Source organism: Azospirillum ramasamyi (genome assembly GCF_003233655.1).
Classification (GTDB): Bacteria; Pseudomonadota; Alphaproteobacteria; order Azospirillales; family Azospirillaceae; genus Azospirillum; species Azospirillum ramasamyi.
In genome coordinates, this window is sequence record NZ_CP029835.1 from 217,195 (window position 1) to 242,101 (window position 24,907).

At 70.1% G+C, this 24,907-nt stretch carries 17 protein-coding genes; 11 read left to right on the forward strand and 6 right to left on the reverse strand.

Annotated features, from left to right (window positions below; all coding sequences use genetic code 11):
- Positions 1 to 2 precede the first annotated feature (2 nt).
- Both DM194_RS27325 and DM194_RS27330 read right to left on the reverse strand, forming a co-directional pair.
- Positions 3 to 413, reverse strand: a complete 411-nt coding sequence (locus DM194_RS27325) for a hypothetical protein (RefSeq protein ID WP_111070777.1) — start codon at positions 411 to 413, stop codon at positions 3 to 5.
- Between the two features lie 160 nt (positions 414 to 573).
- Positions 574 to 2,058 (reverse strand): mannose-1-phosphate guanylyltransferase/mannose-6-phosphate isomerase, encoded by a 1,485-nt coding sequence (locus DM194_RS27330; protein ID WP_111070778.1) that lies wholly within the window; start codon positions 2,056 to 2,058, stop codon positions 574 to 576.
- Positions 2,059 to 2,763: 705 nt separating this feature from the next.
- On the opposite strand from DM194_RS27330, the gene DM194_RS27335 reads away from it, so the two are divergent.
- Entirely contained in the window at positions 2,764 to 3,708 is a 945-nt protein-coding gene (locus DM194_RS27335; protein WP_111070779.1) for a replication protein RepA, read from the forward strand.
- Positions 3,709 to 3,857: 149 nt separating this feature from the next.
- Here DM194_RS27335 and DM194_RS27340 read toward each other — a convergent pair whose 3' ends face one another.
- Both DM194_RS27340 and DM194_RS27345 read right to left on the reverse strand, forming a co-directional pair.
- Positions 3,858 to 4,349: a hypothetical protein gene (locus DM194_RS27340; RefSeq protein ID WP_246024690.1), complete on the reverse strand. Its 492-nt coding sequence runs from the start codon at positions 4,347 to 4,349 to the stop codon at positions 3,858 to 3,860.
- A 110-nt stretch (positions 4,350 to 4,459) separates the two neighbouring features.
- On the reverse strand, positions 4,460 to 5,143 hold the full coding sequence (locus DM194_RS27345) for an aspartyl/asparaginyl beta-hydroxylase domain-containing protein (protein WP_111070780.1): 684 nt from the start codon (positions 5,141 to 5,143) through the stop codon (positions 4,460 to 4,462).
- Positions 5,144 to 5,359: 216 nt separating this feature from the next.
- Between DM194_RS27345 and DM194_RS27350 the strand changes: the two genes are divergently transcribed.
- Positions 5,360 to 6,661 carry a glycosyltransferase family 4 protein gene (locus DM194_RS27350; RefSeq protein ID WP_111070781.1) on the forward strand — a complete coding sequence of 434 codons (1,302 nt, stop codon included), beginning with the start codon at positions 5,360 to 5,362 and terminating at the stop codon, positions 6,659 to 6,661.
- An 84-nt stretch (positions 6,662 to 6,745) separates the two neighbouring features.
- Here the strand turns inward: DM194_RS27350 and DM194_RS27355 are convergent, their stop codons facing one another.
- Positions 6,746 to 8,158, reverse strand: coding sequence for a tetratricopeptide repeat protein (locus DM194_RS27355; RefSeq protein ID WP_246024691.1), 1,413 nt, complete (start codon positions 8,156 to 8,158; stop codon positions 6,746 to 6,748).
- Between the two features lie 448 nt (positions 8,159 to 8,606).
- On the opposite strand from DM194_RS27355, the gene pseB reads away from it, so the two are divergent.
- From pseB to DM194_RS28860, 7 genes are all read left to right on the forward strand, one after another.
- The gene (pseB, locus tag DM194_RS27360; protein WP_111070841.1) at positions 8,607 to 9,599 is read left to right on the forward strand and encodes a UDP-N-acetylglucosamine 4,6-dehydratase (inverting); all 993 of its coding nucleotides are present in this window, start codon (positions 8,607 to 8,609) and stop codon (positions 9,597 to 9,599) included.
- A complete protein-coding gene (locus DM194_RS27365; RefSeq protein WP_111070782.1) occupies positions 9,599 to 10,843 on the forward strand; it encodes an aminotransferase class I/II-fold pyridoxal phosphate-dependent enzyme in 1,245 nt (414 codons plus the stop codon). Before pseB ends, DM194_RS27365 begins: the two co-directional genes overlap by 1 nt.
- A 253-nt stretch (positions 10,844 to 11,096) precedes the next feature.
- On the forward strand, positions 11,097 to 12,590 hold the full coding sequence (locus tag DM194_RS27370) for a flippase (protein ID WP_111070783.1): 1,494 nt from the start codon (positions 11,097 to 11,099) through the stop codon (positions 12,588 to 12,590).
- A gap of 154 nt (positions 12,591 to 12,744) precedes the next feature.
- Complete coding sequence (locus tag DM194_RS27375; RefSeq protein WP_044553747.1) at positions 12,745 to 13,041, forward strand: hypothetical protein; 297 nt, start codon at positions 12,745 to 12,747, stop codon at positions 13,039 to 13,041.
- A gap of 87 nt (positions 13,042 to 13,128) precedes the next feature.
- Entirely contained in the window at positions 13,129 to 15,564 is a 2,436-nt protein-coding gene (locus DM194_RS27380) for a calcium-binding protein (RefSeq protein WP_111070784.1), read from the forward strand.
- Positions 15,565 to 15,583: 19 nt separating this feature from the next.
- Complete coding sequence (locus DM194_RS27385; RefSeq protein WP_111070785.1) at positions 15,584 to 16,183, forward strand: IMPACT family protein; 600 nt, start codon at positions 15,584 to 15,586, stop codon at positions 16,181 to 16,183.
- Between the two features lie 466 nt (positions 16,184 to 16,649).
- A complete protein-coding gene (locus DM194_RS28860; RefSeq protein WP_246024692.1) occupies positions 16,650 to 19,658 on the forward strand; it encodes a DUF4347 domain-containing protein in 3,009 nt (1,002 codons plus the stop codon).
- 85 nt (positions 19,659 to 19,743) lie between these two features.
- Here DM194_RS28860 and DM194_RS27395 read toward each other — a convergent pair whose 3' ends face one another.
- A complete protein-coding gene (locus DM194_RS27395) occupies positions 19,744 to 20,700 on the reverse strand; it encodes a hypothetical protein (protein ID WP_111070786.1) in 957 nt (318 codons plus the stop codon).
- A gap of 262 nt (positions 20,701 to 20,962) precedes the next feature.
- On the opposite strand from DM194_RS27395, the gene DM194_RS27400 reads away from it, so the two are divergent.
- Together DM194_RS27400 and DM194_RS27405 are read left to right on the forward strand one after the other, a co-directional pair.
- The gene (locus tag DM194_RS27400; RefSeq protein ID WP_425457350.1) at positions 20,963 to 23,293 is read left to right on the forward strand and encodes a type I secretion system permease/ATPase; all 2,331 of its coding nucleotides are present in this window, start codon (positions 20,963 to 20,965) and stop codon (positions 23,291 to 23,293) included.
- Positions 23,294 to 23,307: 14 nt separating this feature from the next.
- The gene (locus tag DM194_RS27405; protein ID WP_246024693.1) at positions 23,308 to 24,867 is read left to right on the forward strand and encodes an HlyD family type I secretion periplasmic adaptor subunit; all 1,560 of its coding nucleotides are present in this window, start codon (positions 23,308 to 23,310) and stop codon (positions 24,865 to 24,867) included.
- Positions 24,868 to 24,907 lie beyond the last annotated feature (40 nt).

Consider the following 24,907-nt stretch of genomic DNA (forward strand, 5'->3'; position numbering starts at 1 on the left):
GGTCAGCCGAAATTCGGCGAGCGGGGCCGTCCGGGCGGAGAGGCCGGGGTCGCGGGGGAGTGGGGGGCCGGCTGGACCGGGGCCTGCACCGGGCTCTGAAAGGCCGGAGCGGCAGGGGCCGCAGGAGCGGAGACGGGCGCCGCCGGCACGGTGCCGGAATTGGGCGGCAGCACGCCCGCGGCCTCCAGCCGCTGGCGCATGCCTTCCAGGGCGGACAGGCTGGCGAGGAAGCCGGGCAGGCTCATCACCACCCGCTGGCGGATGGCGGGCAGCGGCTGGCCGTTGTCGTCCTTGCGCAGGGCCGACAGGCTGAACAGGTCGATGCGGACCATGCCGTTGCCGAAGCCGATGTCGAAGACCCCATCGGCATAGAGTTCGGGGATGCGGTCGTCCGGCGGCGGCTCGATGGTCATGATGGTCCCGGCAGCAGAAGGGGGAGCGCCGCTGCGGCACCCTCGCATCTTCGTTTTACCGGAAGCGGGCGGCCCGGACCAAGCCGCCAATGCCCAGGACCGCAGGAAGACACAAGCGCCGCTTGCGCTTCATGTCTCCCCGCGGACTTGGGTGAGCCGCTCAGTTGCGGCCGTACACGTCCTCGAGCCGGACGATGTCGTCCTCGCCCAGATAGGAGCCGGACTGCACCTCGATGATGGTCAGCGGCACCTTGCCGGGGTTCTCCAGCCGGTGGACCGTGCCGATCGGGATGTAGATCGACTGGTTCTCGTAGACCATCACCTGCTCCTCGCCGCGGGTGACCAGCGCGGTGCCGTTGACCACCACCCAATGCTCGGCGCGGTGATGATGCTTCTGCAGCGACAGGCGCGAGCCCGGCGCGATGGTCAGGCTCTTCACCTGGAAACGGTCGCCGGTGTGCAGCGACTGGTAGGAGCCCCAGGGGCGGTGGACCCGGCGGTGGCTGACGGACTCGCTGCGCCCCTCCGCCTTCAGCCGGTCGACGATGCGCTTGACGTCCTGGGCGCAGGAGCGGTCGGCGACCAGCACGGCGTCGTCCACCACGACGACCACGGCGTTCTCCACCCCGACCACGGCGGTCAGGTGGTTGTCGCTGCGGACGTAGCAGTCGCGGGCGCCCTCCAGCAGCACGTCGCCGACGGCGACGTTGCCCTCGCCGTCCTTGCTCCCGACGTCCCACAGCGCCGACCAGGCGCCGACGTCGGTCCAGCCGATCTCGCAGGGGACGACGGCGGCGCGGTCGGTGCGCTCCATCACCGCGTAGTCGATGGAGATGCTGGGCGCCTTGGCGAAGGCGGCGGCATCCAGGCGGAAGAAATCGAGATCCCTGGAGCCCTGCTCCAGCGCCTCGCGGCAGGCGGCCAGCACCGCCGGGGCGTGGCGCTCCAGCTCGGCCAGCAGGCGGGCGGCCGGGAACAGGAACATGCCGCTGTTCCAGGCATAGGTGCCCTCGGCGAGGTAGCGCTCGGCCACCTCCAGCGACGGCTTCTCGACGAAGGCGGCGACATTGTAGGCGCCGTCGGCCTCGTCCATCGAATGGCCGCGGCGGATATAGCCGTAGCCGGTCTCCGGCCGGGTCGGGGTGATGCCGAAGGTGACGAGGCGGCCGGCCTGGGCCGCGCGGGCGGCGATGGCGATCGCGCGGCGGAAGGCGTCGGCGTCGCGGATCTCGTGGTCGGCCGGCAGGATCAGCAGAAGCGCGTCCGGAGCGTCCGCGGTCACCGCGAGCGCCGCGAGCGCGCAGGCGGCGGCGGTGTTGCGGCCGGCCGGCTCCAGGATGATGCCGCGGGGCGTGCAGCGCGACTGGCGCAGCTGCTCGGCGGCGAGGAAGCGGTGCTCCTGGTTGCAGATCACCAGCGGGGCCGAGAAGACGACCTCCGCGGCCGCGCCGGGCTGCGTGGAGCCGGGCCCTGTGGAGCCGGGTTGAGCGCTGACCCGCAAGGCGGTGTCCTGCAGCATCGTCCGGTCGGAGCAGAGCGGCAGGAACTGCTTGGGATACAGTTCGCGCGACAAGGGCCACAAACGGGATCCCGTACCGCCGGACAGCAGCACCGGGACGATCTTCTGCGCGGAATTGCCGTTCATCCTGCCGCCATTCATTGTGGTGAGCCTGTGGCCGGGCGCCGCAAAGCCGTCGGTCGAAACCGGCGGCCGGCGCCATGGCGGTTCGTTATAGACCGCGCTTTCCGCGCTCCACAAGCACCCCTCCGAGACCCACCCGACCGGAGCGGTCCCTCCGGGAAGAGGCGAGACAAGACTCCAAACGGGGCGGCTCCGGCATCCGGCCTCCGGGCCAACGGCGAGGTTAGAGGTTGGAGTCTTGTCGCGCCCCCCTCCTCCGTCTCCTGCCCGGCGGCACCCGCAGCCCTGGAGCGGACGGACGGCCGGAAAGAACCCGAGCGGGCAGGGGCGCGACAGAACTCCAAGCCGGACCCCGGCCAAATCGATGCGGAGCCGTGAATCAAGGGCAAGTCACGACCGATTCGCCTCCGCGACTCGGAAATGAGCGAATCGGAAGCGATTCGGGGGCGAATCGAAATGTCCCGCCTGGAGTCTTGTCGCGTCCGGCGAAAAATCCACAGGCAACGCGGACTATCCGCTGGAGTCTTGTCGCGGGAGTTCTGGAGTTTTGTCGCGCGACTCGCGATTCTCTACTGGAGTCTTGTCGCGCAAACTATTAACTGAATCAAATAACCATACAAATAGTTTGAGCGACAAGACTCCAAATTGCTGGCACTAACCGGCCGTGATATAGGGTTCCTCGCAAAGTCGTGCCAAGGTCAGCTCGCTATGGGACAGATACATACCCTGATCACCCAGCTTGGACGTGACCAGGCGAAGGCGCTCCAGACCGATCCGGATCAGCGTTCGCTAGTCGACGTCGCCGCCGCCGTCCTCGAAGAGGAGCGGCAGGAGCTTGGCATCACCTATTCGGGTTTTGCGCTGACCGCGCTTCCCCATCGTCGTCTTCCCGACGACCAGCCGTGGGAGCGGCGCGGACATAAGATCCGCTTGCTGATCGAGCCTGGACGACTGCCGATCCGCAACGGTGGCTTTAAGCTCTACGGCGTTCCCTACGGCAGCCGCGCGCGGATGATCCTGCTGTATCTGCAGACCCGCGCGATCCAGACCGACAGCCGCGAGGTCGAACTCGGCCGCAGCATGCACGAATGGCTGGACCGCATGGGCCTGTCGGTGGGCGGCCAGACCTATCGCGACATCCGCGAACAGGCCTCGCGCATCGCCGCCTGCAACCTGACCTTCGCCTGGGAGGATGCCCACAGCATCGGCTTCGAAAAAGGCTCGATCGTCAAGGGCGGCATCCATTTCTCGGCCAATGCCGGGGCGGAACCGGGCCAGGGCTCGCTGTGGGAAGACCGCGTCCTGCTGTCGGAAGCCTTCTTCCGCGAGTTGAAGGCCCATCCGGTGCCGATCTGGGAACCAGCGCTGCGCCACATCCAGAACAACAGCACCAGCATCGACATCTATATCTGGCTGGCCTACCGGCTTCACAGCCTGAACCGTTCCACCCCCATCACCTGGCTGGCCGTGTTCGAACAGTTCGGCGCGGGCTACAGCCGCCTGCGCGATTTCCGCAAGCGCTTCATCGAGGCCTTGCAGCTGGCGCTCGCCGTCTATCCCGACGCGCGGGTCGATGTGGAGGAACAGGGGCTGATGCTGCACCCCTCGCCGCCGCCGATCCCGGAGCGCAAGTTCGCCCAGCTTTGCCGGTGATTTGAGCCCGCAGGGCCGCCACAAAACGTTTTCGGCGCCCGATCCGTGCGACCGGCATCCCCGCGAAGGCAAGCGGCCGGACGACCACGCCCGCCGTTTGAGGGCGGGGATGCTCCGCCCCCTGCGACAAGACTCCAAACTCCGTCCTCTCAGGGGGTGGCGCGCAAGGCCTTGGCCAGCGGGTCGAGCAGACGGCGGAGCGTTGAATCCAAAAGGCTTTCGTCCAGGCGGCCAGTCAATGCCAGTGCCTGGGGCGGCATCATGAAGAAGGGTGCGCCGCCGGCGGATCCGCTGCGTTGAAGGGTGGCCGCAAGCGCCAGAAGCCGCTTTCCGCCTTCCGGCCGCAGGGTGGCGTGGACCAGCAGCAGCAGGGTGCCGGGATCGGCGATGCGGGCGTCGTTGAGGGGGAGCGCCGCAATCGTCGGTCCGGAGGGCAGCAGTCCCGACAGCACCGCGGCGGCACGGCCGCACAGCGCCTCGTCACCCAAATCCGGGACAGAGCCGCCGTCGGCATCCACCGCGCAGAGCAGGCCGACACGCTCGACATGCTGGAAGAAGGGCAGGGGCGACATGGCGGCGGTCTCCGGGATGTGAAGGAGCAGGCTCGCGGCAAGCAGCAGCGCCGGGCGGATCCGCATCATCGCACCTCTTCGGTATCGGCGTTGGGGCCGGCGTCGGTCCGGCGGACGGACAGCTTATAGGGGCAAGGCGGCTGGGACGGAACGGATGCTTCCGAGGAGATCGGGACTCCTCAGGCTGGCAGCAACTCCCGGTTCGCCCGGAGACTATTGATCGCCTGCTCCGCCAATGCCGAACGGAGCATCGGCTGATCGTACAACTCCGGCGGGGCAAGGGAGCGGGCACGGTCGTCGCTGACCACGTCCACCAACAGGACGATCCGCTGTTCGTCCGGGGCGTTCTCCACCTGATGGGGAAAGGTGAAGTCTCCAGCCCACGGAGTCCCGGCCGGATAGGCGGCGGGGCTGTCGCCTATCCAGGTGACGGCGGCCGGCGGGGCGATGATCGGCACGATCAGCCGCGCTTCGGACTGGTGCAGGCCTGCACCGTCGTAATGCCAACGGAGCAGGCCGCCCGGTTCCTGCCGGTGGACATAGCAGGACAGGATGCGGCAGCCCAGCCCCTCCAACAGGGTACGGGCGCTTGGCATCATATCCAACGCCGGGGTCGGCCGGCCGGTGGCGCGCCGGCTGTCGGGGCCGAGCCCCTCCTCGATCAGGGTGATCGACGACCAGCTGCCGTCGCCGGCCATGAACATGCGCCCCTCGTCTCCCGTTGCCGCGTCGACGGCCGCGAATTCGCGCTGGAGCGGCACCGGGTCGGCACGGACGGTCAGCGGGGCGTGCAGCATCAAGCCGCTGCCGACGGTGACCTGCTGCCAGGGATGGAGGGAGGCCGGCTGGATGGAGGGCTGCATGACGGAAAGGCCGCTAAGTTGTTATTTAACAAATTTATTAAACTTTTATCCCGAGATATGCCACACGCTCCCTCATAGGCTGTGTTTTTGGTGCGCCGCCTTGTGCCAACGGCCATGATCGATGATCACCGGTATTCCCCATCGACAGCGCCGCCGGAAGCCCGCAGGCTGTCGCCCCCGTTCTCCGTCTTCCGTTTTTCCGGGTATCGTCCTTCCATGCGGATCCTGTTCGTCCACCAGAACACCCCCGGCCAGTACAAGCATCTCGTCCGCCATTTCGCGGCGGATCCGGCCCATCAGGTCGCCTTCATCGGCAAGGTCCAGCGCGAGTTGCCGGCCGGGGCGCAATTGGCGCTCTACCGGCCGACGCGCGAGCCGGGCGAGGCCACCCACCCCTATATCCGCATGTTCGAAGGGCAGGTGCTGCATGGGCAGGGCGCGGTGCGCGCCGGTCTGGCCCTGCAGAAGGAAGGCTTCACCCCCGACGTGATCTGCGCCCATCCCGGCTGGGGCGAGGCCTTGTTCCTGAAGGATCTGTTCCCGCAGGCGCGGCTGCTGCTCTATTGCGAGTTCTTCTACCGGGCCGAGGGTTCCGACGTCGGCTTCGATCCGGAACGGCCGGTGACGCTGGAGACGCGCTGCCGCATCCGGGCCAAGAACGCCACCCTGCTGACCGGGCTGGACGCGATGGATTGGGGCGTCAGCCCGACGGAGTGGCAGCGGCACCAGCATCCCGACGCCTTCCGCCCACGCATCTCGGTGATCCATGACGGGGTCGACACCGCGGTCTGCCGGCCGGATCCGGCCGCCACCGTCACCCTGCCCGACGGCCGAACCCTGTCGCGCGACGACGAGGTGGTGACCTATGTCGCCCGCAACCTGGAGCCCTACCGCGGCTTTCCCACCTTCATGCGGGCGGCGGCGGAGCTGCTGCGGCGCCGGCCCAACCTGCACATCCTGATGGTCGGCGGCGACGAGGTCAGCTACGGCGCCCCGCCCGAGGGCGGCGGCACCTGGCGCGAGAGGATGTGGCGGGAGACGATGCTGGACGCCGCCGGCACGCCCAAGCATGAGACGGCGCGGCTGCATGTGCTGGGCAAGCTGCCCTATGAGCAGTACCTGTCGGTCCTGCGCGTCTCGCGCGCCCACATCTACCTGACCTTCCCCTTCGTCCTGTCCTGGTCGATGCTGGAGGCGATGGCCTGCGGCGCCGTGATCGTCGGGTCCGACACGCCGCCAGTCGCCGAGGTGATCGAGGACGGGGTGAACGGGCTGCTGACGGACTTCTACGATCCCATGGCGCTCGCCGACCGGGTGGAGACGGTGCTGGACGAGCCGGACCTGCGCGCCGCCCTGTCGGCTGCGGCAAGGCGGACGGCGGTGGAGCGCTTCGACCTCGCCACCGTCTGCCTGCCGGCGCAGATCCGCCTGCTGCAGGACGTGCAGGCCGGGCGGATGGCGGGGCGGGCAGGCGTTCCCTCTCCTGTTATCCCCTCCCCCCCCGGGGGAGAGGGTTAGGGTGAGGGGGAGCCGCTTCGAGGATATCTTCGGCTGCGCCGAATCCCCTCATCCCGACCTTCTCCCCAGGGGGGAGAAGGAGATCTATTTGCCCGCCGCCGACCTCTCCAGGTCGCTCCGCACCGCCTCGAACACCGGCGCCCAGTCCTCGTCCGGGCCCTGGCGGTAGAGGCGCATCGACGGGTACCAGGGGGTGGTGGGGCCGGTGCGGCCGTAGACCCAGTAGGGGACATGCTGCACCAGGTTCCAGACCGGCACCCCCAGCGAGCCGGCGAGATGGGCGACCGAGCTGTCGGTCATGATGACCAGATCCAACCCCTCCAGCACCGCCGCGGTATCGGCGAAGTCCTGCATCTCCGGTCCCAGGGCCGTGATGGGTGCATCGGGCAGGGCCTGCAGTTCGGCCTCCGGCGGCCCCTTCTGCAGGCTGTAGAAGGCGGTGCCGGGAACCGACAACAGCGGCAGGAAGCGGTCCAGTCCGGCGGCGCGGATGTGGTTGTCGCTGAAGCCCTGGTTGCCGGACCAGACGATGCCGACCCTGAGCCGGCCGTCGCGGGCCCCCAGCAGCCGGGCGGCCTTGGCGCGCGCCTTCTCCGGGACGGTCAGTCGGGCCGGCGGCGGCACCGTGGCGGCGGTGGTGCCGAAGTGGTGCGGCAGGCTCATGATCGAGCTGTGGACATGGTAGATCGGCGTCGGCGCCACGTCGCGCGGCACGAAGGCATCGACCCCCTCCATACCGGCGAACAGGCGGCGCAGCTCGTCGGCGCGTTCGACCACCACCCGGCGGGCGCCCAGACCCTTCAGCAGCGGCAGGTAGCGCGCCATCATGATGGTGTCGCCGAAGCCCTGCTCGGTGGTGATCATGACGATCTTGCCGTCCAGCGGCTCGCCGGTCCAGCGCGGCCCCCGGTGGGGACGGTAGGCCTGCAACTGGTATTCGTCGAGCCAGTAGCGGCATTCGTAGTCGGTGAAACCCTCCTCGTACTCCCCCTCGTGCAGGCGGATCTGGGCGCGGCCCCATCGGAAGCCGGGATACTCCGGCTGCAGGCGGATCAGCCGCTCCAGCGCCGGCCGGCAAGCGGGAAAGTCGCCGTTGCGCAGCAGGATCACGGTCAGTCGGAACAGGGCGACGGGATCGGCGGGGGCGAGCGCCAGGGCGCGCCGGACGGCATGCAGCGCCTCGCCATGCCGGCTGTAATGGGAGAGGGCGAGCGCCCGCTCGGCCCAGGCGGCCCCCTGGCCGGGATCGAGGAGGAGAGCGCGCCGGCTGCTTTCCGCGGCCATGCCGCGCAGGCCGGGCTGATTCAGCACCTTGCCGCGGATGATCCAGCCTTCGATGTCGGCCGGATCCTCGACCAGCCGGAACTCGATCGGCCGGGGGGAAGGGACCGGCGGCGGAACGGGGGCTGCCGCAGGAGCGAAAGGAATGCCGGGGAAGAGCGGGAAGCCCGCCATGGGGAGGACCGGAGGCAGGGGCGACAGGGGAGTGCTCGTCATGGACCGGCCGGCGGAGGAAGGGGAAGAAGGGCGGCTGGAAAATATAGAGAAGCGGGGCTGATACCCGCAAGGCGAGACATCCGACAAGAAGTATCGCCTTTTGGGCGTGCCCATCCGTTCGCACCGGTGGCTGCGCCGCCTGCCGACAGGCCTTGCAAGGGCGGTCATCCTGAATTAACCCGATCGTCAGAAAGCACCGGTTAAGGTCGGGATTCATTTCCGACCCCCGATGCGGCGCCCGCTGCGGACGAGATCGTCCGAAGCGATCGCAGGGAAAATCGGAAGGCTGGAATGCGTCGGATGCGTCAATGAACATCCGACGCACTCCACAGCGATGCGGCTTCAACGGACGGAACCGGCGGTGACGACACATTCCAGCAAGACCAGCGAGCCCAGGCCATGGTATCCGGACCCCGCCGCCGGCACCGGGCTGGAGGCCGGCCTGCGCATGCTGGACGGCCGGTCGGTCCTGGTCACCGGGGGGACCGGCTCCTTTGGGCGCCGCTTCGTCGAGACGGTGATGCGCCACGCCACGCCGAGGCGGGTCATCATCTTCTCCCGCGACGAGTTCAAGCAGTACGAGATGCAGCAGCGCATGCCGGCGGAGTGGGCGCCGACGCTGCGCTATTTCATCGGCGACGTGCGCGACCGCGAGCGGCTGGAACTGGCGATGCGCGGCGTCGATTTCTGCGTCCATGCCGCGGCGCTGAAGCATGTGCCGGCCGCCGAATACAACCCGATGGAATGCATCCACACCAACGTCTACGGGGCGGAGAACGTGGTGCGGGCGGCGCTGTCGATGGGGGTGCGGCGCGTCGTCGCGCTGTCGACCGACAAGGCGGCCAACCCGATCAACCTCTATGGCGCCAGCAAGCTGGCGTCGGACAAGATCTTCATCGCCGCCAACAACCTGTCGGGCGCGCTCGACACCCGCTTCGCGGTGGTGCGCTACGGCAACGTGGTGGGCTCGCGCGGCAGCGTCGTGCCGCTGTTCCGCAAGATGATCGCGAACGGCGCCGACCATCTGCCGGTCACCGACGAGCGGATGACCCGCTTCTGGATCACGCTGCAGCACGGCGTCGATTTCGTGCTGTCCTGCTTCGCCATGATGCAGGGCGGCGAGATCTTCGTGCCGAAGATCCCGAGCATGCGCATCGCCGACCTCGCCCGCGCCATGGCGCCGGACCTGCCGCAGAGGATCGTCGGCATCCGGCCGGGCGAGAAGCTGCACGAGGTGATGATCACCGAGGACGATTCCCGCCAGACCTACGAGCTGGCCGACCGCTACGTGATCGAGCCGGCCTTCGCCTTCTGGCAGCATGCGCCGTACGAGCGGCTGAACGCCCGTCCGGTCGCCGACGGCTTCCGCTATGCCAGCGACGGCAACGACGACTGGCTGGACGGCGAGCGGCTGCGCGCCCTGCTGGCCGAAGCGCCCTGATGGCGGAGCCCCTTCCGGCGGAGCCGCCCTTCCTGCCCTATGGCCGCCAAACGGTGGAGGAGGAGGACGTCGCCGCGGTGGCGGCGGTCCTGCGCGGCGACTGGCTGACCCAGGGGCCGGCGGTCGCCGCCTTCGAGCGGGCCTTGGCCGCGCGGGTGGGGGCGGCCGGGGCGGTGGCCTGCGCCAACGGCACCGCGGCGCTGCGGCTGGCCTATGCCGCGCTCGGCATCGGGCCGGGCGACGCGGTGGTGGTGCCGTCGAACACGTTTCTCGCTACGGCGTCGGCCGCCCGCCACGCCGGGGCCGAGGTCGCCTTCGCCGACGTCGATCCCGACAGCGGCCTGATGGGCGTGGCCGAGGCCGAGGCCGCCATCGCCCGCGCGGCCAAGGCCGGCTGGCGCGTCCGCGCCCTCGCCCCCGTCCATTACGCCGGCCAGACCGCCCCGATGGCCGGCCTCGCCGCGCTTGCGCAGGCGGAGGGGCTGGCGCTGGTCGAGGATGCCTGCCACGCCATCGGCACGGTCGATCTGTCCGCTGGCGAGAGGCCGGTCGGCGCCGGATGGCGGGAGGTGGAGGCGGGATCGCTGACCGTCTTCTCCTTCCATCCGGTCAAGACCATCGCGGCGGGGGAGGGCGGGGCGGTCACCGGCGGCGACCCGGCGCTGATGGCGCGGGTGCGGCGCCTGTGCAACCACGGCATGATGCGCGCGCCCGAAGCGGGGGAGGGCTTCGCCGATCCCGACGCCGCGCTGGATGCGGAGGGCAGGCCCAACCCCTGGTACTACGAGATGGCGGAGCCGGGCTTCAACCACCGCCTTTCCGACATCCATGCGGCGCTGGTTCTGAGCCAGCTTGGCCGGCTCGACCGCCTCATCGGGCGGCGGGCGCGGCTGATGGCGCTCTATGCGGAGCGGCTGGCCCCGCTGGCCCCGCTGGTGCGGCCGCCGGCCCTGGTGCCCTGGTGCCGGCCGGCCTGGCACCTGTGCGCGGCGCGCATCGACTTCAAGGCGGCCGGGCGGAGCCGTTCCGCCGTGATGACCGCCCTGCGCACCCTGGGCATCGGTAGCCAGGTACACTATATCCCAGTCCATCGCCAACCCTACTGGCGCCGACGCTACGGCGATCTCGTCCTGCCCGGCGCCATGGCCCATTATGCCCATACGTTGTCGCTGCCGCTGTTCCCGGCCATGGCCGACGGCGATGTCGACAGGGTCGCCGCGGCGCTGGAGCGGGTTCTGACCTGACGGATGTCCAGCCGGCCGTCCTGAGGGAGGATCGGGATCCCCCCACCCCTCACCCACGCGATTCCGTTAGCGTTTTGGACAGGATGGTCGGATAACAATGGCGTCGTCAGGACGGCATAGGCCTAGCTCCAACGGCTGAAGAGCCGCATGGCCGGGCCGGGTCATCCCGAACGCCGCTCCACAGTGCTTCGCGTACGGACCTCAGAATTTGTTTCGCAACACGCTTTGGAATCTGCTTGGCGAGGGCCTCCCCATGTTGGCGGCCCTCCTGTCGATTCCGTTGCTCATTTCCGCCGTCGGGATGGAGCGTTTCGGCGCGCTCACCCTGATCTGGGCGCTGCTCGGCTATCTGGGCGTGCTCGACCTCGGGCTGGGGCGGTCGCTGGTGCAGGTCATCGCCGACCGGATCGGGCATGGGGGACAGGCCGGGCGCACGGACGACAAGCCCGGACCCGACCAGGGCGGCAACACGGCGGGCATCGCCGGGCCGGCCATCGCCCTGATGGGGGCCATCGGCCTCTTGACCGGCGGGGCGGTGGCGTTGGGCGCCGGGCTGCTGGCCGACCGCTTCCAGCTGGACACAGGCACCTCGCCGGAGGAAATCCGGGTCAGCCTGCTGATCGCCGCGGCCATCGTGCCGATCGCGCTGGTTTCCGCCGGCCTGCGCGGCATTCTGGAGGCCCACCAGCGTTTCCGCCCGATCAGTCTGGTGCGGATGACGGTGGGGGTGCTGAACTACCTGAGCCCGCTCTTCGTGCTGCCCTTCAGCCAGAGCCTGGTGCCGGTGATCGCCGCCATCGCGGTGGGGCGCTTCATCGGGCTGATCGGCTATGGGGTGCTGGCCGTGCGCCAGATGCCGGACCTGCTGCGCCCCATCCGCTGGGGCCGCCAGAGCCTGCGCGGGCTGTTCACCATGAGCGCCTGGATGATGCTGAATAATCTGGTCGGCCCGGCGATGCTCTATGCCGACCGCTTCATCCTGCTCAGCCTGGTTCCGGCGGCGATGGTCGCCTTCTACACGACGCCGTTCGAGTTGCTGTCGCGGCTGATGGTGATCCCCGGCGCCCTGTCGCTGGCGCTGTTCCCGCTGGCCTCCAGCCTTTTCCGGCGCGATCCGCCGGCGCTGGGCCGCATCCTGGACGCCGGCGGCCACCTGACGCTGGCGGTGTTCCTGGCGATGCAGGCCGCCACCATCGTCGGCGGCGAGACGGCTCTGGGGCTGTGGCTGGGCCCGGCCTTCGCCGCCAATAGCGCGTCGGTCCTGTCGATCCTGATGCTGGGCGTCTTCTTCAACGCCACCGCCTATGTGCCCAACACTCTGATCCAGAGCGTCGGCCGCGTCGACGTGACGGCGCGGCTGCAGCTGGCCGAGCTGCCGGTCTATCTCGGCGTGCTGTGGCTGCTGGCCGACCGCTACGGCGCCGTCGGCGCCGCCGCGGCCTGGAGCCTGCGCACGGCGGTCGATTGCGGGCTTCTGCTGGTCCTGCTGCCGCGCGTGGCGCCGGGCACGGGCGCGGTGGCGCTGACCATCGGCCTGCGCGCGCTGCTGGCCGGGGCGGCGGGAACGGCCGGGCTGCTGGTCGGCGGGCCGGTGGGGGCGGCGATCAGCCTGGCCGGCCTGCTGGCCGTCGGCCTGGGCGTCGCCGGCCGGCTGCTGCGCACCCGGTCCTGGGAGAAGCTGTCCGCCCCGCTGCGCAAGTCCCGCTCGGCAAGGCTGATCGACGGAACCGCCGCGGACCGCACGTAGCACCAGCGGCTTTCGATCGCCCGGCTTTCGCGGGCATGTGCCGCTGGTATGGCGTCACCTTGCCAGGACTAAGGTGCGCGGGTGGTTCCTTTGCCGTCGGAAATGCGCTATGTGAGCGGAAACTCTGTGCAACGCTGGTTGGAGTTCGAAGGCCATGGCCGAGGGTACTGTGGACTATTACGCGATGGTCGAAGAGGCTTGGCAGCTCAGCGACACCGCGCGCGACTATGTGAAGAACGCAGGCCGCGAGGTGGACAACACCGAGCTGTGGGAGAAGGTGTTCGCCTCTTCGCCGCTGATCGACCTGGAACGCACCCGCGCCGAAGGCGGCCAGCCGCTGCAGAAGATCTTCTTCAAGAACCCCTACGGCCTGCAGTACCGCGCCGACCACAAGGACTGGATCCCGTTCCGCCACGGCGCGCTCGACCCGGCCTACCTCCAGGTGATCTGAGAGGCGGGGCGTCCGGAGGCCGCACCCGCTCCTGACGGGCCGCGGTGCGGGAACGCTGCCGCAAGGGGAGCGGGCAGGGGAGCGAGCATGGCGCGGCTGGTGGCGGGGCAGGGCTTCGCCCTCGATCTGGATGAGGCCCGGCTGGCGAACGGCTTCGTCGCCGACGCCTTCACCGCCGCGCCGGACGCCTCCTCCATCGCCGCCGGCGCCGGCAGCCTGACCGTCGCCCGCACGGTCGCCGGCCGGGTGCACGCCGTCCAGCTGGACTATGCCGCCTCCGGCAGCGGGGCGGGGGCGGGCGTCCGCTTCACCGGGTTGAGCGACCGCGATGCGGCCGGTGCCCTGCGCTACCGGATCGAGGGGCTGGACGTCGCTCTGACGGGCGGGACGCTCGACCGGCTCGGCGCCCGCATCTTCCAGCAGATCGACGGCTTCGCCGGGGCAGACGGCAACGACAGCGTCTATCTCGGCGTGCCCGGCGGCCGCAGCTTCGACGGCGGCGGCGGCACCGACCGTGCCATCTACACCGCCGACCCGCGCCGCTATGCCCTGCAGGACGGCAGCTACCGTGCCGAGACGCCGGTGGTGGTGGCGCTCGACGACGGCGGCCGGCGCTATGCCGTGGTGTCGAGCCGGAACGCCGATACGCTGACCGATGTCGAGCTGATCACCATCGACGGCCGCACCGCCGCCCCGGCGGCGTTCGCCTTCGACGCGCTCGGCTATCTGGCGGCCAACCGCGACCTTGCCGTGGCCTTCGGCGGCAATGTGGTGGCCGCCGCCGCCCATTATTCCTGGAACGGCCGGAACGAGGGGCGCAGCCTGGGCGGCTTCGACGCGCTGGGCTACCTGGGCGCTAATCCCGACGTGCTGGCGGCGGTCGGCGTCGATGCCGGGGCCGCAATCCGGCATTACCTGGCCTATGGCGCCCGCGAAGGGCGGACCGCCGGGTTCGATCCCTACGGCTATCTCGCCTCCCACCCCGACGTGCTGGCCGCCGTCGGCATCGATCCGGCGGCGGCGGTGGCCCATTATGCCCGCTTCGGCCGGGGCGAGGGGCGCGGCGTGACCTTCGACGCGGCGTCCTATCTGGCGGCCAATGCGGACGTGGCGGCGGCCACCGGCGGCAATGCCGCGGCCGCCAAGCTCCATTACCTCGTCTTCGGCCGGCATGAGGGACGGCCATTGCGGGCGCCCCCCGCCGGCCGGTCCCCGGCTGCGGCCTCCATGAGGCTGGCCATGCCGGCCGCCGCACTCCCGGGAACGCAGGGGGCACCTCTCTGGGCGCCGCTGGGGGCGCCGCAGGGGGCGCCGGTCGTGGTGACCGGGACGGCCGGCAACGACACGCTGAGCGGCAGCCCCGCCTTTGACGCGCTGGGCAACCCGATCTCCGACGCGGTGGACGGGCTGGGCGGCATCGACACCTTCGTGCTGACCGGGGCGCTCGCCGCCTACTCGCTGGCCATCAATGCCAACGGCAATCTCCTGGTCATCGGTCCCGACGGCACCGACACGCTGACCGGCATCGAGCTGCTGCAGGCCACCGACGGGCTTCATCCGGTGGGGCTGCTGGTCGGCTTTTCCCAGCCTTCGCTGACCGGGCTGACCGTCTCGCCCGCCGCCTCCGCCGGCGCCGACTATCTGGTGGGCGGGAGCCGGGGCGATGCCATCGGCGGCGGAGCCGGCAACGACACCATCGCCGGGCTGGCCGGCAACGACACGCTGTTCGGCAATGCCGGCAACGACGTCCAGCTGGGCGGCGACGGCGCCGACCAGCTGGAGGGCGGGGCTGGCAACGACCTGATGTTCGGCGGGGCGGGGGACGATCTGCTGCGCGGCGACGTCATCGACGTCGTCGGCAACGACACCCTGCTGGGCGAGGACGGCAACGACTGGCTCGACGCCGGGGCGGGCAACGACTGGCTGGACGGCGGCGCCGGCAACGACACGCTTTATGGCGGGCCGGGGGCCGACGTGCTGCGCGGCGGCAGCGGCGACGACGTGCTGTTCGGCGACGTCTATTCCGACCGCAGCCACGAAATCTCGGTCAACCCCGCCGACACCATCACCCTGTACGAGGACGTCCTGCTGGGCGGCGACGGCAACGACACGCTGATCGGCGGCTATGGCGCCGACCTGATGGACGGCGGCGCCGGGGCGGATGTCTTCTCCATCCGCAACCTGAACGAATCCACCCTGGCCGCCCCCGACGTCATCATCAACTTCAACGGTGCCGTCGTGGCGGAGCAGGCCCTGCAGGGGCTGGCGAGCTACGCAACCGTCGGGGCCGAGGGCGACCGCATCGACCTTTCGGAAATCGACGCCATCGCCGGCACCCCTGCCAACGATGCCTTCACCTTCATCGGCACCGCCGGCTTCACCGCGGCCGGCGAGCTGCGCTATCAGACCTCCGGAACGGTCACGCTGATCGAGGGCGACGTGAACGGCGATCGCATGGCCGACTTCCGCATCCAGGTCAACATCGCCAACTACACCTTCTCCGCCTTCGACTTCGTCCTGTAGGCGCACGGTGGTCACCCTCATGATGTTCACCCTCGTCAGGACCGAACGGTTCGAGCAGGAGATCAAGAAGAGCCGCTTCCTGGCCTATGCCGCCCCGGCCGGCAGCGAGGAGGAGGCGCGCCGCGTCATCGCCGCCGGCAGCAGCCCGGATGCCGGCCACAATTGCTGGGCCTTCCGGATCGGCGACATCTACCGCTTCAGCGACGACGGCGAGCCCGGCGGGACGGCGGGGCGGCCGATCCTGCAGGCGATCGAAGGGCAGGGCCTGGACCGCGTGGCGGTGGTGGTCAGCCGCTGGTTCGGCGGCATCCTGCTGGGCGCGGGAGGGCTGGTGCGGGCCTATGGCGGCACGGCGGCCAGCTGCCTGAAGGCGGCGGAGCGCGAGCCGATCGTCGACTATGCCACCCTGTCCGTCGCCTGCGCCTTCGCCGAGGAGGCGCGGATCCGCTCCAGCCTCGGCCCCTTTCCCGGCACCCAGGTCGAGACCACGGGCTTCAGCGCCGACGGCGTCCAGCTTCTAGTCACGCTGCCCCGCGACCGTGTGGAGGATTTCACCCGCATGGTCACCGACCTCTCCCGTGGGCAGGCGGTGATCGGCCCTGTCGGCGAGCGCGGTTGAGCGGAAAGCCCAGCATTTTTCCATAAGTCAAATTATGTGTTTTCCATTCCATGAAATCATGATCAAAAATGATGATTTCATGGTTTGGAAACTTGTCGCGGTGCCGTCGGGCCTAGCTGCTGATGGAGAAGGCTGACGGGAAAGTTACCCCTTTTTCGTACGCTATAAATGATTGATTCCCGCAAAATGGAAATTTCGAGCAGGCGCGCGTTAAGGCGGTGCTCCGCCGAAATCACCGGATAAGTAACGCCATCCTTCTTCCGTTTTACTTGGAAGGATTGCCCGCTCTAGCTGGTGATACCCCGACTTATCGAATTGTGGGCGGCGGCCTTTTCCTCACATTTGGGCGAGCATGGCCAATCGGCCCAAGAAATCATCACCGGAGCGCGGTTGCGTGCCGGCGGCCGGCGGGAAATGTCCCCCCGTCCCGGTCATGCCGCCCTGCCGCCGTCAAGGAGAACCATCTGTGCGCGACGTACTGATTGCGGACGCCAGCCTCGCGGATCTGGACCGGCTGCTCGACCGTTGCCGGCCTGACCTTCGGGTCGTCCGGGTGGCGGCCGATGAGGATGGCGGGAAGGCCCTGGCCGATGCGCTCGCCGGGCGGCCCGCGGCCATCCATCTGCTGGCCCATGGCGAGCCGGGCGCGGTCCGCCTGGGCGCCTGTCCGCTCGACGTCGCGGCGCTGGAGGGGGCCGGGGAAGAGGCTGCGGAGGCGGATAGGCGTTCCTGGCCGCAGGCGCCGGACACGGAGATCCTGATTCATGCCTGCGACGTCGGGGCCGATGGCGGCCGCTTCGCCGCAGCGCTCGCCCGGGCGACCGGCGCGCGTGTCGCCGCCGCCAGCCATCCGGTCGGCCATCCGTCGCTGGGCGCCTCCTGGGATCTCGACGTGACCACCGGGCCGGTCAGCGCCGCCCTGCCCTTCTCCGGCACCGGCGACTGGGTCCATCAACTGGCCTACAGCGGCACCCCGTCGGCGGGCAACGACACGCTGGTCGGCGACAATGGCGGCAACGTCATCAATGGACTGGCCGGCAACGACAGCATTGTCGGCGGCACCGGCAACGACAGCCTGATCGGCGGGCTTGGCGACGACACGCTGGTCGGCGGCGGCAACAGCGGCGTGGCGGCCGGCGACACCATGAACGGCGGGCTGGGCGCCGACCATTATGTCGGCGGCGGCGGCTTCAACATCGTCACCTACGAGGACGCCACCACCGGCATCACGCTGGACCTGGGCAACGGCGCCAACAACACCGGCGAGGCGGCCGGCGACACCTTCGAGAACATCCAGCGCTGGATCGGCTCCGAATATGCCGACAGCATGACGGCGGGCGACACGGCGGTGTGGTTCTGGGGCCATGGCGGCGACGACATCGAGCATGGCGGGGCCGGCAACGACACGCTGGAGGCCGGCGACGGCAACGACAGCGTCTTCGGCGGCGGCGGCAACGACCTGATCTATGGCCGCGCCGACAATGACGAACTGCATGGCCAGGACGGCAACGACACGGTGGCCGGCGGCGGCGGCGCCGACCTGATCCATGGCGATGCCGGCAACGACCTGCTGAAGGGCGACTGGGAACGCGACACCATCCATGGCGGCGACGGCGACGACACCATCCTGGCCGGCATCGTCACCGCCGGCAGCTATGCCCAGACCCAGGCCGACACGATCTTCGGCGAGGCCGGCAACGACCGCTACATCGTCGTCAGCCAGTATGACGCCGGCACCGTCAGCTTCGACGGCGGCACCGGCACCGACACGCTGGAGGTCCGGTCCGACAACCTGACCAGCTACAACGGCTACGACCTGGAATACTATACCGCCGTCGCCTCCCCGACGATCGATCTGACCGGTATGACGCTGGCCAGTGTGGAGCGGCTGGAGCTGACCGGCAGCCAGGATCACACCGTGACGCTGACGGGCGCGCAGGCCGCCGGCTTCGAGGCCATCGTCGGCAGCGCGGCGACCGACACCCTGCGTATCGCCGGCAGCGCCGACCTGTCGGTGGTGGCCCTGTCGGGAATCGAGACCATCGCCGTCATCGGCAGCGGTGCCACCCTGAGGCTCGCGGCTTCGCAGTTGGCGGGGCTGGCGCTGACCGGCACCGCCGGGTCCGACGACCTGACGGTCGGAGCCGGAACCACCGTCACCGGCAACGGCGGCGACGACATCATCCGCATCGCCGCCGGGACCACCGGTGCCGTCACCGTCACCGATGCCGCCATCGGCGACCGTCTGGTGATGGAGGGCGCCGACCTTGCCGGCATGCGGGTGGAAACCGCCGCCGGCTCCACCGTGCTGCGCGTCGGCGACGGGCTTGCCGTCACCCTGACCGGGAGCTTCGACGCCAGCCAGTTCCAGGCCGGCAACGGCGGCGTCACCATCGTTCAGGCCGCTTCGCCCCCTCCTCCTTCCCCGCCTGCTCCTCCCCCGCCGCCGACTCCAAGCCCAGATTCCACCCCGATCCCCACCCCGGTTCCGCCGGCCGGCCCCTCCCCCCCTCCCCAGGCATCGTCCCCCGGCGGACTCCCGGCTGGTTTCAACGGGCTGGCCTACATCGCCTCCTACCCGGACCTGATCGCCGCCTTCGGCACCAATGCCGAGGCCGGCACCCGGCACTACATCGAGTTCGGCCGGGCAGAAGGTCGCATTCCGAACTTCAACGGGCTGGCCTACATCGCCTCCTACCCGGACCTGATCGCCGCCTTCGGCGCCAATGCCGAGGCCGCCGCCCGGCACTACATCGAGTTCGGCCGGGCAGAGGGTCGCATCCCGAACTTCAACGGGCTGGCCTATATCGCCTCCCATCCGGACCTGATCGCCGCCTTCGGTACCAACGCCGACGCCGGCACCCGGCATTTCATCGAGAACGGCTATGCCGAGGGGCGGAGCGTCACCTTCGACGGCTACAATTATCTGGCGGCCAACCGCGACGTGGCGCTCGCCTTCGGTGCCGATCCCGATGCCGCCGCCCGGCACTACATCCAGAACGGCATTTCGGAAGGCCGGCCGGCCCAGGGCTTCGACGCGCTGCGCTACATCGCCAGCAACCCGGACCTGATCCAGGCCTTCGGCCCCGACGTCCAGGCGGCCGAGCTCCATTACATCCAGATCGGCTATGCCGAGGGCCGGTCGCTGACCGCCTTCGACCCCGCCGCCTATCTGGCGAGCAATCCCGATATCGCCGCGGAGTTCGGCACCAGCGACGCCGCGATCCTGCTTGCCTACATCAAGCGCAGCACCTCGACCGAGACGGCGGCCATGCCGTCTGCCGCCATGCCGTTTGCCGCCATGGCGGGGGCGCCCATCGCCGTCACCATGCTGGCGGCCGAGATGACCGGATCGGAGGCGCTGGGGATCGGCAGCGGCTTCCACGACCCGGCATTCTCCGGCACCGCGCTCGGCATGCTGGCGGCGGGCGACGGCGGGCTGTCCGGCCGGGAGCGGATGGAGCTTCCCGCCTGAACGGCGCCGAGATTCGGGGAAGGGCCTGATGAAAGGATGGCGGCGCCGGGGCTTCCCCGGCGCCGTTTTCCGTCGGTGCGGACCGTCAGCGGCCGGCGGTGGTCCGGGCGCGCTCGGCCTTCGCCATGGAGGGCAGCGCCACGTCGATCACCAGCCGGTGGCCGCGGTCCTTGTCCGGGGCCAAGGTGGAGACGGCGAGCAGGCGCACCGCCCCGCCCTTGGCGGCGTCCTCGCCCGCGCCATCCTCGTCGCTGAACAACAGGCGGGTGCCGCCGCCGTCCCGCTCGGCCCGGTAGCCGAGCGCCGTCGCCGGCAGGCGGCCGGACGGGGCGGCCTGCCACAACGTGCCGGGCAGACTCACCTCCAGCCGGCCGTCGGGGCGCGGCACCGGGGTCTCGTAACGCGGGTCCTGATCGAGGTCGAGCACGACGCGCACCCCGTCGCCGCCGTTGGCGGTGCGGATCCGCTCCACATGACGCCGGGAGTCCGGGCGTTGAGCTTCGGGGCGCGCCGCGGGCTGGAAGCCGACCGGCTGGGCGGGGGCGTCCGGGACCGGCTTGACGCCGGGCCGCAGGACCTCCACCGCGGGTTCCGGGCGGACGGGCGCGGCGGCGGCGGCGGGGTCGGGCTTCACCGCCGGAACCGGAGCGGCCGGAATTGGAGCAGCCGGAATTGGGGACGCGGCGGGCTGCGAGGCGGCGGGTTGGATGGCGGCTTTCGCAGGGAGGACCGCCTTGGCCGGCTCCTTGTCCTGCTCGACGAAGCCGCCGGTGCGGCCTTCGGCGCGGCCATGCTGGACGTAGTGGGCGTAGCCGCTGGAGGCCTGTCCGCTGCGGATGGCGGCGGCGACGTCGGGATTGGCGGCCAGATAGCCCCGTTCGCGCCAGCCGGTCGGCGGCGCCAGGGCGCTGTCGATCTGCGTGGTGCGGCGCAGGCCGGACATCAGCGACCCGTGCAGGCCCAGTCCTTCCACCGCCAGCGACAGCCACATGGGCGTCAGCAGCAGAAGCAGAAGGCGCAGCAGCTGGGAGATCGGCGACAAGGCGGGGCGCGTCCGGCACAGGGGAAACGGCGCCGGTCCCGTCGGCCCGGCGTTCCCCGCATGCCTACTCCCAAGCGCGCCGTCCGGTCCAGGAAAAGCCGCCGGCCGCCGGTGGGTGCTTTTTCGGCTAGCACCCCCTTTGCCCGCCAACGATGCGGGGTACCCCATCGTTCGGGTGGCCGCCCGTCGGCGCAATGCACACCTTGGATTGGCCGTAGCCGTTCGGCGCCACCTCTTAGAGTTTCGGAATCGGGAAGCCTTCATGGAACAGATGCGAGACGGATCGCCGGCCGATCCGGCGCGGGACCCCTCCTCCCCCCTCTCCTCCAAAGGGCAGCCTCAGGCCGAGGGTTCCCAGCCCGGCCCCGATCAAGGAACCAACCCCGGCCCCAACCCCGGCCCCGGTCCCAACCCCGGTCCAAGGCCCGGCCCGCCTCTCGATCCCGGCATCGCCGGGCTGGTCTCGGCCTTGCGCATGCTGGGCATCCCGGCCGATTACGACAGCGTGCGCCATGCCTGCGGCGGCGAATCCCCCGACCTGACCGGCCTGGTCCGCCAGGCCCACCGGCTGGGCGCCAAGGCCCGCGTGGTGAAGACCAAATGGGAGCGGCTGGAGCGCACGCCTCTGCCCGCCCTGGTCCCCGGCCCCGACGGAGGCTTCCTGGTGCTGGCCAAGGCCGGCAACGGCCGCGTGCTGGTGCATGACGCCGCGACCAACCAGACCCGCATCCTCGACCGCGAGGGGTTCGAGCCCTTGTGGAGCGGCCGGCTTCTGTGCCTGGGGCGCAAGGGCACGATGGGCATGGGCCAGCCGCGCTTCGACGCCCGCTGGTTCGGCGCGGTCGCCTGGAAATACCGCGGCATCCTGGGCGAGGTGCTGCTCGCCTCCTTCTTCATCCAGCTGTTCGCGCTGGTGACGCCGCTGTTCTTCCAGGTGGTGGTCGACAAGGTGGTGGTCCACCGCAGCCTGGGCACGCTGGACGTGCTGATGGTCGGCATGCTGGCCGTCATCCTGTTCGAGGCGATTCTGGGCGGCCTGCGCACCTACACCTTCGCCCACACCGCCAACCGGCTGGACGTGGAGCTGGGGGCCAAGCTGTACCAGCGGCTGCTGTCGCTCCCCATGGGCTATTTCGCGGCGCGCCGGGTCGGCGACAGCGTCACCCGCGTGCGCGAGCTGGAGACGATCCGCAACTTCATGACCAGCTCCACCATCACGCTGGTGCTGGATCTGCTGTTCACCGTGGTCTTCCTCGGCGTGATGCTGCTGTACAGCCCGATGCTGACGGCGATCGTCGCCGCCTCCTTCCCCATCTACGTCCTGATCAGCCTGGTGGCGACGCCGATCCTGCGCCGGCGGCTGGACGAGAAATTCGCCCGCGGCGCCGAGAACCACAGCTTCCTGGTCGAGACGGTGTCGAGCATCGAGACGGTCAAGGCCATGGCGGTCGAGCCGCGCATGCAGCGCCGCTGGGAGGACCAGCTGTCGGGCTATGTCCGCGCCGGATTCCGCGCCGGCAACCTGAACAACGTCGTCAGCCAGTCGGTGCAGTTCGTCTCCAAGCTCTCGACCATGCTGGTGCTGTGGCTGGGGGCGAAGCTGGTGATCGAAGGCAGCCTGACGGTGGGCGAGCTGGTGGCCTTCAACATGTTCGCCGGCCGCGTCGTCCAGCCGGTGCTGCGCATCGCCCAGCTCTGGCAGGATTTCCAGCAGGTGCGGCTGTCGATGCACCGCATCGGCGACATCCTGAACACCTCGCCCGAACCGCTGCAGAGCCCCGGCCGCGCCGCCATGCCGGCGATCAGGGGCGACCTGACCTTCGACCACGTCACCTTCCGCTACCGCCATGACGGGCCGGAGACGCTGAGCGACGTGTCGCTGCATGTCCCGGCGGGTCAGGTGGTCGGCATCGTCGGCACGTCGGGCTCGGGCAAGAGCACGCTGGCCAAGCTGCTGCAACGCTTCCACGTGCCGGAGCGGGGACGGGTGATGGTGGACGGCACCGACCTGTCGACCGCCGACGCGGTGTGGCTGCGCCGGCAGATCGGCGTGGTGCTGCAGGACAACGTTTTGTTCTCCGGCACCATCCGCGAGAACATCGCGCTGACCGACCCGACCATGGAGATGGGGCGGGTTGTCGCCGCGGCGAAGCTGGCCGGCGCCCACGACTTCATCGTCGAGCTGCCCGACGGCTACGACACCGTGGTGGGGGAGCGCGGCGCCAGCCTGTCGGGCGGGCAGCGGCAGCGCATCGCCATCGCCCGCGCGCTGGTCACCAACCCGCGCATCCTGATCTTCGACGAGGCGACCTCGGCGCTGGACCATGAGTCCGAGCGGATCATCCAGGCCAACATGCGCCGCATCTGCGCCGGCCGCACCGTGCTGATCATCGCCCACCGCCTGTCCACCGTCGCCATCGCCGACCGCATCGTCACCATCGAGCGCGGCCGCATCGTCGAGGACGGCGCCCCCGACGAGCTTCTGCGCCGCGGCGGCCGTTACGCGACGATGTTCCGCGGCCAGATGGGACAGCTGCCGGGCGCGGGCGCCCCGTCCCCGGACGGGCTGATCGAACAACGGGTCGCGGGCTGAGGGGGAGGAGCGCCATGAGCAAGACGAACGCCGCGGTGAAGACCACCCCCGCCATTCCCGATTCCAATCCCAATGGGCCCAATCCCGATGGCCCCAACCCCAACGGCGCCAATCCCGCCGCCCCTGCCGCCCCCGCCGGGGTGAGGCCGCCCGCCAACGCGCCGGGCACCCCCGGCGAGCCGCGCCCGCCGACCCGGCCGCAAAAGCGGCGGCGCGACGAGATGGATTTCCTGCCCGACGCGCTGGAGATCCTGGAACGGCCGCCCTCCCCCACCGCGCGGACCTTCACCGCCGTCATCATGCTGGCCTTCACCGCGGCCTGCGCCTGGGCGTGGTTCGGCCATGTCGACGTGGTGGCGGTGGCGCAGGGCCGGGTGGTGCCGAGCGACCGGACCAAGACCGTGCAGCCGATGCAGACCGGCGTCGTCCGCGCCATCCAGGTGCAGGACGGCCAGCTGGTCAAGGCCGGGCAGACGCTGATCGAACTGGACCCGACCGGGGCGGCGGCCGACCGCGACCGCATCCGCTCCGACCTGTCGGCGGCAAGGGCCGAGGTGGCGCGGCTGCGGGCGGCGCTGGAGGTGGTGAACGGCAACCCCGGCGCCGTGTTCGCCGCTCCCGCCGGGCTGTCGCCCGATCTGGCGCGGATGCAGAGCCAGCTTCTCGACAGCCAGATCGCCGAGCAGCGCGCCAAGCTGGCCGCGATCGACCGCGAGAAGGCCCGGCGCGAGGCCGACCGCGCTACCGTGGTGCAGACCATCGCCAAGCTGAACGCCACCCTGCCGCTGATCCGCGAACGGGCCGAGGCGCTGTTCGACCTGTCGTCGCGCGGCACCTCGTCCCGCTTCCAGTATCTCCAGATCCAGCAGGATCTGGTCGGGCAGGAGCAGGAGCTTCTGGTCCAGAAGATCAAGCTGACGGAGGCCGACGCCTCCATCGCCGCCATCGCCGAGCAGCGCCGCCAGACCGAGGCGGAGTTCCGCCGCCAGCTCTACACCGGCCTGGCCGAGGCCGAGCGCAAGGCCGCCTCGCTGGAGCAGGAACTGGCCAAGGCCGACCAGCAGGTCGAGCTTCTGCGGCTGACCGCCCCGGTGGACGGCTATGTCCAGCAGCTGGCGGTGCATACGGTGGGCGGCGTGGTGACCACCGCCCAGCCGCTGATGGTCATCGTGCCGGAGGACAGCCGGCTGGAGGTCGAGGCCTTCATCCCCAACAAGGACATCGGCTTCGTCCAGACCGGCCAGGTGGCGGAGGTGAAGGTGGAGGCCTTCTCCTTCACCAAATACGGCCTGATCCCCGGCCGCGTCGCCTCGCTGTCCAGCGACGCCGTGCAACAGCAGCAGCAGGCCGACAGGGGAGCGGACAGGAGCGGCGCCAAGGCGCCGGAGGCGGGATCGGTCTATGCCGCCCGCATCACGCTGGACCGCGACACGCTGGAGGTGGACGGCAAGGAGACGCGGCTGCAGCCGGGCATGACCGTGACCGCCGAGGTCAAGACCGGCCGCCGCCGCATCGCCGACTACCTGCTCTCCCCCCTCTCGCGCAGTGCCCAGGAAGCCATGCAGGAGCGGTGATCTTCTCCTCCCCCTCCCCCGCGGGGAGCGGGGGAGGGTC